This window comes from uncultured Phenylobacterium sp. (assembly GCF_902826855.1).
Lineage (GTDB): Bacteria > Pseudomonadota > Alphaproteobacteria > Caulobacterales > Caulobacteraceae > Phenylobacterium.
On the sequence record NZ_CADEGK010000212.1, the window covers coordinates 1 to 7381 of the forward strand.

The 7381-nt window shown below is 67.7% G+C and carries 9 protein-coding genes; 2 read left to right on the forward strand and 7 right to left on the reverse strand.

From position 1 onward, the window contains the following. Positions 1-535: 535 nt before the first annotated feature. From QZV94_RS21035 to QZV94_RS21055, 5 genes are all read right to left on the reverse strand, one after another. Positions 536-766 (reverse strand): hypothetical protein, encoded by a 231-nt coding sequence (locus tag QZV94_RS21035; protein WP_293681514.1) that lies wholly within the window; start codon positions 764-766, stop codon positions 536-538. 598 nt (positions 767-1364) lie between these two features. Beyond that, a complete protein-coding gene (locus QZV94_RS21040) occupies positions 1365-1781 on the reverse strand; it encodes a hypothetical protein (protein ID WP_293681516.1) in 417 nt (138 codons plus the stop codon). Positions 1782-2130: 349 nt separating this feature from the next. Next, positions 2131-3546: a site-specific integrase gene (locus QZV94_RS21045; protein WP_293681518.1), complete on the reverse strand. Its 1416-nt coding sequence runs from the start codon at positions 3544-3546 to the stop codon at positions 2131-2133. Positions 3547-4149: 603 nt separating this feature from the next. Next, positions 4150-4410, reverse strand: a complete 261-nt coding sequence (locus QZV94_RS21050; RefSeq protein ID WP_293681520.1) for a hypothetical protein — start codon at positions 4408-4410, stop codon at positions 4150-4152. 3 nt (positions 4411-4413) lie between these two features. Beyond that, positions 4414-4875 (reverse strand): hypothetical protein, encoded by a 462-nt coding sequence (locus tag QZV94_RS21055; RefSeq protein ID WP_293681522.1) that lies wholly within the window; start codon positions 4873-4875, stop codon positions 4414-4416. A gap of 570 nt (positions 4876-5445) precedes the next feature. Between QZV94_RS21055 and QZV94_RS21060 the strand changes: the two genes are divergently transcribed. Beyond that, positions 5446-5859: a hypothetical protein gene (locus tag QZV94_RS21060; RefSeq protein ID WP_293681524.1), complete on the forward strand. Its 414-nt coding sequence runs from the start codon at positions 5446-5448 to the stop codon at positions 5857-5859. Between the two features lie 198 nt (positions 5860-6057). Continuing rightward, the gene (locus tag QZV94_RS21065) at positions 6058-6375 is read left to right on the forward strand and encodes a hypothetical protein (RefSeq protein ID WP_293681526.1); all 318 of its coding nucleotides are present in this window, start codon (positions 6058-6060) and stop codon (positions 6373-6375) included. A 13-nt stretch (positions 6376-6388) separates the two neighbouring features. On the opposite strand, the gene QZV94_RS21070 is transcribed toward QZV94_RS21065, so the two are convergent. Both QZV94_RS21070 and QZV94_RS21075 read right to left on the reverse strand, forming a co-directional pair. Then, positions 6389-6823, reverse strand: a complete 435-nt coding sequence (locus tag QZV94_RS21070; protein ID WP_293681528.1) for a hypothetical protein — start codon at positions 6821-6823, stop codon at positions 6389-6391. Continuing rightward, on the reverse strand, positions 6823-7381 hold a 559-nt coding region (locus QZV94_RS21075; RefSeq protein WP_293681530.1), incomplete at its 5' end, for a hypothetical protein. The genes QZV94_RS21070 and QZV94_RS21075, both read right to left, overlap by 1 nt.

Sequence of the window (7381 nt, forward strand, 5' to 3'; positions counted from 1 at the left end):
CCTCCACGAGCAGGAAGCCGACCACGGCGGCCTTGGTCCCGATGCCGTTCAGGCCGTCGCCGCCATAACGACCTCGGCCGGGACCAGGGCCCATGGGCAAGGCCATTCGCGGGCAAGGTTGCCGCGCCCGGCGATGCGCAAGACCGATTGCTGGCCGCCGGACGATATCACGAGTGCACGTCTGGGTAGTTGCTTCGTCCCCTCACGACCGCCCAGCGTCGTTCCCAAGCTTCTTCACCAGCCGACCGCGATTCCAGAGTTCCACGGCACGCCCTTGGCGGTGCTCCTCGGCCTTCCCGATCGCTGCTTCGTCGTTCGGGCACTCCAGTACGAGCTTTCGGACGAACTGACCCGTCTCGTTTGCGAAGTAGAGGCGATATTCCACGGCGGTCTTTCGCAACTTCGGTGAGGCTAAGCGGTGCGTCGTTCAGCTTATATACCGCGCCCCGGCCGGCCTCGTGGGGAAATCGCACCTTCGAACTCGAACAGCTGATGGCCACCCGCTCAGGGCTGGGTCCTGTCCTCGCGGCCCTGTTCACGAGTTGGAGCGCGGGATCGACGGCAGGCCTACACTGCTGGCGCTGGACGAGGCTTCGCTCTTCCTCGACGACACCGCCTTCGCCGCCAAAATCCGCCAGTGGCTGAAGACCCTGCGCAAGCGCCGGGTGGCGGTGGTCTTCGCGACCCAGTCTTTGGAGGACGTGGCGGCCTCGTCAATCGCCGCCAGCCTGATCGAGTCCTGCCCGACCCAGGTGTTCCTCCCCATCCTCGCGCGCTGGAGACGGCTTCGGTCGCGCTACGGGGCCTTCGGCCTGACCCGTCGCCAGCTGGAACTGATCACCTTCGCCACGCCGAAGCGGGCTTGCTATTGGCGCCAGCCTCAGGGGCGGCGGCTGTTCGACCTCAAGCTCTCCGGCGCGGGTCTCGCCTTCTGCGGCGGGTCCTCGCCCGAAGACCAGGCCCTGCGCTTCGGCGACCTGAGGCTGACCGTGGCGGCCTACAATTCCGGACCCGATCATGTCGCCCATCTGGGACGTGTCCCGAGCTTCCTCGAGACCCAGGCCTATGTCGCCGCCGCGATCGATTGCTACCTGGCGCTGACCGCCGGCCGATCCGTGCGCCCGCGCCGCGACTGCCAGAGGACAGGTCACCGCGCCCCGATCCCAAGAGGACGCCGAGCGGGTTCAGGGTCTCCGCCCACTGCTGGACCAGGCCGGCCAGCGCCGCTTCCTGGCTTTGGACGCTCTGGCGCGCCTCCTGAACGGCGAGGCCGGGCTCGGCGCCGGCGGCGTAGCGCGCGCCGATCAGCGTCTGGGTCTGGCGGCCGTAGGCCAGGCTCAGTTCGGCGTAGGCGATCCGCTCGTTCACATAGCCGAGCTGAAGTAGAGGTTGACCGTGGTTCCCACGAGCGCGAGCGCGATGGCCTCGCGGTCCTCCTCGATGGCGCCCGCCTCCCAGTCCGCGGCGTCGGCCAGCGCCCCCAGGTGATCCCAGAGGTCGACCTCGTAGGAGACGAAGGCGCCCGTGGAATAGCGGTCGTCGAAGCGCTTGCGGAGTTCGCCGCTGGCGTCAGCGGACACCGAGGCGCCGAACCGCGGCAGTCGGTCGGTGTCGGCCCGGCCTGCCGGCAGCTGTGTGCGGCGCACCCGCAGCGCCGCGGCGGCCAGGTCGTTGTTGCGGGCCAGCCCATCGGCCACCGGCCGGTCCAGGGCGGGGTCGCCGAAGTTGGTCCACCAGGGGTCGGCGGCTATTGGTCTTCCATCCAGCTGATCCGGTCCCACGCGCCACGACTTTTCGCAGTGGACTGCGCTGGAACACGCTGCCTTAGCTGTCCTCTAATTAGTGCCGGTCCGTCACTGTACAGCGTCAACCGGGCTGCCTCGATCAGATGCTGTGCAGATCTAAGCGCAGTTTCCACGGGCAGTGTCGCATCGCCAGCTCCGGCGGGCATCTGAGCCACGACGGCGCGCTAGAAGGCTGTCGCCTTGATTCGCGTGTGACGTATGCGTCGGACGGCATACGGTGAAGGTCATACGCGGCTGTCTTGCGACGATCTATTCGCCGCCAGACATAGGCCGTCGTTGTCCGGCGACGGCCTTCGGTGCGATCTCCAACGTCTCAGCGTTGCGCCTACCCTTTCGAGTTGTCGTTTCGCGAACTCGTCCTCTCCGGTTCGGGTAGCATGTTCTCGTTCGCTGCCCGACCGGGCCCGCCATCGCCCACGATCTCCCCAAGCAGCCGCGCCCATCGGTCGAGGGCGTCGCGCTTGTCGCTGACGTATTCGTTGGCGTCGTAATGCAGCATGGAGACCGAGGCGCCGCCGCCGGCGTCGGTGCGATGGCCAAGCACCTTTGAGCGGATGAAGGGTGTCACGCGCAGCCGTTCCGAGGTGAGCGCCGTTGAGCCGGTCCGGCGCAGGTCGTGGACCGTCAGGTTCTTCAACCCGAGGGCCGGGATCACCTTGCCCATGGCGTGCGAAATGCTGTCGCCCCGGACGCAGGCGTTCAGATCGGCGCGGGCCGGGAAGACCAGCCGCGGCGCGTTGCTCGCCTGCGCGCCGGCCTCGTCCTCGATCTCGCGGCGCAGGCGCTTGGCCTCTTCGATCAGGTCAAGGGCCAGCCGTGAGAGGGGGACGAGTTGCGGCCAGCCGTTCTTCGTCCGCGATCCGGGGACCAGCCAGGTGCGGGCCACCAAGTCCAGCTCGCGCTCATGCATCCCGGCCACCTCCGCCTTCCGCTGCAGCGTGACGGCGACGAGCTGGACGACAATCGCCATCTGCCGGCTCATGCCGATCTTAAGCGGCCCGGTCTTGCCTTCGAGCGTCAGGCTCTCAGGCGCGTTCAGGCCGTTCCAGAGCCTTCGCAGCTCGTCGTCGCTGTAGACACGGCCGCGCGCCTTCACGCGCCCGATCGGCGAGAATCCCACCGCGGGATTGAACTTCACCACCTCGTCGTCGAACTCCGCGATCGCCCAGGCGAAGACCTGGCGGATGAAGGCATGGGTGCGCTTGGTCTGGGCTTCTATCCCTCTGGCGACCATGTCGCGCAGCAGCTGGCGCACCGTGGTGCGGCGGATTTCCGAGACCGGCAGCTTGCCGATCACCGGGGTCACATAGCGCCGCTGGCAGGCGCGGCTATCAGCGACGGTGCGAGGCCGCTGGGGCTTGCCCTTGGGCTGCCACTCGCCGCGCTCGCAGGCCTCCAGGTAGGCTTCGGCCAAGCTGTCGAAGGTGACCAGTGCGCGGGCGCGGGCCTCCTCGACCTCGCGCTTCCTCTCGACGACGGGATCGCCGCCGCCCGCGACCTTGCCGAGATGCAGCAGCGCGGCCGTGCGGGCGTCGACGAGGTCGACGGCCGGGAAGGCGCCCAGCGCCAGCCGCTTCTGCTGGCCCTCGCGGTTGCGGTAGCGAAGCGACCAGGCCTTGCGGCCGTCGCCGCAGACGCGCAGCTCCAGGCCGCGCACCTGGGTGTCGGGGTAGGCGATCTGCTTGCCGGGCACAGGCTTGAGGCCGGAGCAGAATCGCGCGGTGAGTAGTCGGGCGGCCAAGGGAACCCCTCCGGAACGTTGTGACCTAGGTCACACATAGGTCTCGGGACGACGAACCTTGGCGATTTTGGCTGATCAACTCTGAAATGCAATTTCTCTTTCTGTTTCAGCGACCTACGAAACAGAACGAAAGCAGATGAGACCCCCTGAAAACCTGACCTATTCAGTTCGTAATGCGTAGGTCAGGTGTTCGAGTCACCTAGGCGGCACCATCCTTCTGGCTATCGGCAGTTATCAATAAAATCCGATAGTTGATGATGGGTCCGGCGCGACCTGTGTAACCATTCAGGCTCATTCCTGTGTGACCATGGCCTCCCGGAAAGGAGGCCCGCAGGCGCGCCACCCGCTCGCCCTCATCCGCTGTCACAGGATCACCCGTCGGCCAACCCGCATGGACCCCCGCAGGGGCGTGCGGACCGCGTCGGCCAGCACAGCTGGGCGGGCGAGACGCCCCGGGGAGACCCGCCGCCTGGGCGTGGTCAGCCGGGGGCGGTCTTCGGTGGCACGGTGCCAGCCGAGGGGGTCCCTTGATGGGTCGGAGATAATGGCTGGCTCCGTGCGGTGCCTTCAGCGTGTCGGGATGGAGGAGGCGCGCCGCGCCCGCTACGGGGTCCGGTACCGCGAGGACCCCGACTGCGGCTGCACGCCAACGTTGGTGGTGACCACATGCTCGCTGCCGCCCTCCACCGGGGTGGCCACAGTGACGATGACCTTCGGGTCGCCCAGGTCCACTCTGGGAGCCGTAAGGGCGAACTCAGGTTCAACCTGAGGCGGGGCGGTCGCAGCAACTTCCCGCTTCCGTTCGGCAGCCTCTCGCCGCGCCTCCACCAACTGCTGGCCTAGGCCTCTGCGTTTCTCTGTCATGGTCTAGCCCTGCCGCTGGTTGGGTTCAGTGGCTTGGGGGGCAGCCGTCAGGAAGTCAGCGCCGAGGTGGCCCTCGCGGATGCTGCGCTGGACCTTGAGGTAGAGCTCGGTCCCATAGCTCGGGTCGACATCGAAGGCGGGCGCGGACATGGCCTGTGCCACCTCCTCCCGGGATCGGAAGAAGTGGCGCGTGGCGACCTGCCCAGCGGCGGCCCACGTCGGGTCAGCGCCGCCCACGGTGTAGCCATTGGCGTTGTCGTTCTCGTAGTAGGCGTTTCGCTCGTGGTTCCGCTGACCATGCATGATCTGCTCGCCCATGGGCTGGAGCGTTCCGGCGGCTAGGGACCGCTGCAGCTTCTGGGCCACCTCGTCTCGGCGGCGTGCGGACGCGCGGTACTCCGGGTCGGCCACGGCCTTAAGGAACTCGCTGCGGTCAAAGTACGTGTCGTTCAGTTCGGCGGTCATCGTGGGTAGTCCTTTGGGTTGGCCGGGCAGGTTGCCGGGCCGGGTGGGGTGATGGTTGGTGGTTGGGGACGGTGGAGGATGCCGCGTCACCAGGGACGTTTGTCGGCTGCTGGGAAGCTCGCGCGGTGCCGCTCGGCAGCCGTGCGGCGGGCCCTGCTCTTGGCCTGGGAGGGCCGCTGCGGTCCCTTTGGGGCTGTCTTCGCGGCTTCCGTCAGGAGGCGTTCGGCTTCCCTCTGGGGTCGCGAGGCTTCGTACCGGGCAGCCGAGTAGGCGCGCCAGCGGTCGCGCTTGCGCCGCTCGCCTTCGTCTAGGTCGCCGTCCGGGGACCTTGGGCGACCTGGGGTTCGAGTGGTCTCGTTCAGAGGGGCTCCTTCGAGGGGGTGCTGACGGAGAGGGCGTGGCGTGGAGCCGCTCCTGTGGGCCAGGAAGGCGTATACCCGCCGGGGCCGGTAGGGCTGCCGCGGGGTGTGCTGAGATCGTGGGAGCCCCTCGGCTCCTAAGGGGCGCTGGCGAAGTAATCCGCTGGTGAAGCTTGAGGGCTGCCTATAGGTGGCATCAGGGGGGCACGAGATGGCGCGGAAGCGGGACCTGGGCGAAGCAGAACTCAAGATGATGAGCCTGCGCCGTCGGAGTAGCTACGGGGCCAAGCTGTTCTACACGTACGTCGAGCGGGCCACGCTGCTGGGCGTCCTCTACGCGATTATACCCAACAAGACGGCCTTCCGCAGTACTGACGCCGCCGAGATCGCCCGCTCCTTCAGCTGGCAGGCCGCGGTGTGGATCGTCGGGGCGATGGCCATTCTGCTCCCCGGCCTCTTCACGTTCTTCATTTGGGTCGTGCGCTGGATCAAGGACGGGTCCCACTCTCAGGTTGAGATGGTCGTCCGCTTCCTGCTCGCCATGGGGCTGTCCCTAGTCCTGGCTCAAGGGGCGGTCGCAATCGTCTCGGGCGTGGCTGAAGTCCTCGGGACCCTGCAGGGCTGAGGCCCTCCACTTAGGTCTCCCTGTCGTTCGATCTGACTGGTGGGTTGGCGTGCTCTCTCTCCTCCGGGAGTGCGCGGGGGGAGGAGGCTGCACAAAGGTCGTCGCGGGTCGGGCTCTGGCGCGGCATCCCGACAAGTGCAGGTCGCTTGCAAAAGCTGTACTTCAGGCGACTCAATCCTGCGGGCGGGACTGGCCATCATGGACGGCTTCACTTTTGGCTTTCAAGCGGTGACCGGCGGCATCGTCGCGTTGCTTGCAATCGTTGCCCTGGTCTTTGTAGTCGCTCTGGCCTGGGCGTTCCGGGACATCCTGCTAGGGCTGGTCGGACTTGCAATCCTAGCGGCCGTCCTGATCGGCGTAGTCGGTGCGTTTATCGGCGACCCCGGTGGCATGCTTCTGATCACCGTCCCAATCGTGGTCATCGGCTACGGCTACTGGCTCGGAAATGACCGAGATCGATGGTACCGGGCAGGTCAGGCCGTTCGCCGCCTCGCGTTTTGGCGGCCACGGCCCTAGGTGTAGGGTCGCCTCAGGCGGCCCGGTTGGTGGCCGCGGCGGCTTCGTAGAGTTGGTGCCGCTCGGTCTTCCGGCGCTGCGCCTGTCGGCGGTGTTGAGCCTGGACCCGCGACGGGTTGGCGGCCTTCCACGCCCTGGTACGCTCGGCAGCCGCCATCTGCTTGGCAGACCGGATAGCGGGGTCTGAGGCGGGAGCCGATTCGGGTGTCTCGCCAAGCTCCATGGCTCCAACGAAGGGTCGCCTGAGGATGCCTTGGGGCGTCACGAGTTCCACGCCGTCGCGGTGGTAGATGACCCCGAGGGTGCCCCTCGGGAGGGACCGCTCTTGGCGTTGAAGCCAGGGGTGGGCTGGGTCCATCAGGATGGCTGACGGGAAGAGGGCCTGCGTCTGGGCCGTGAAGGTGCGCCGGACGGGCAGCCCGTCGAGCGGGTGTGGGAAAGTCGTCATCAGCGGACCGCCTGGCGCTTCCACGCGCCCTGCTCGCGACGGACCGTGCTCTGGTGCGCCTGCCAGCCCTCGTTGATCGCGTGAGCCTTGCGGCCGTCAGCCAGCGGGCGGCGCTCTTGGCGGGTGCGGTCGATGGCGTCTGCCTTCTGGCAGGCCAACTCGTAGGGGTCCTCGCCGCGGCGGGGCTGGATGACGAGGTTCGCCGTCCTCAGGTCGTGGCGGTCGCCGTTGATGTAGACCACGCGGCGACCCTGGGGGGCATTGATGATGGCCCGGGAGGCCATGGCCGCGTGATGCGTGCCGACCCGCAGGAAGGCCACGTAGCTGAAGCCGCTCTCGGAGCCATCGCCCGTCAGGTACAGGGCGCGTGCGCCAGCGGCGTGGAGCGCGGCGAGGCCCTTAGGGTCCACGATGGCGAAGCGGCCCTCGCCGCCGCGCCCGGAGAGGGGGACGCGGTAGCAGGCGCAGTCGTCCACGGTTATCGGTTGTGCCGCCAGGGGGGCGGCGAACTGGGTGTGAGCGTAGGTCATGGGGTTCTCATGTTCAGGGGTCCCGCCG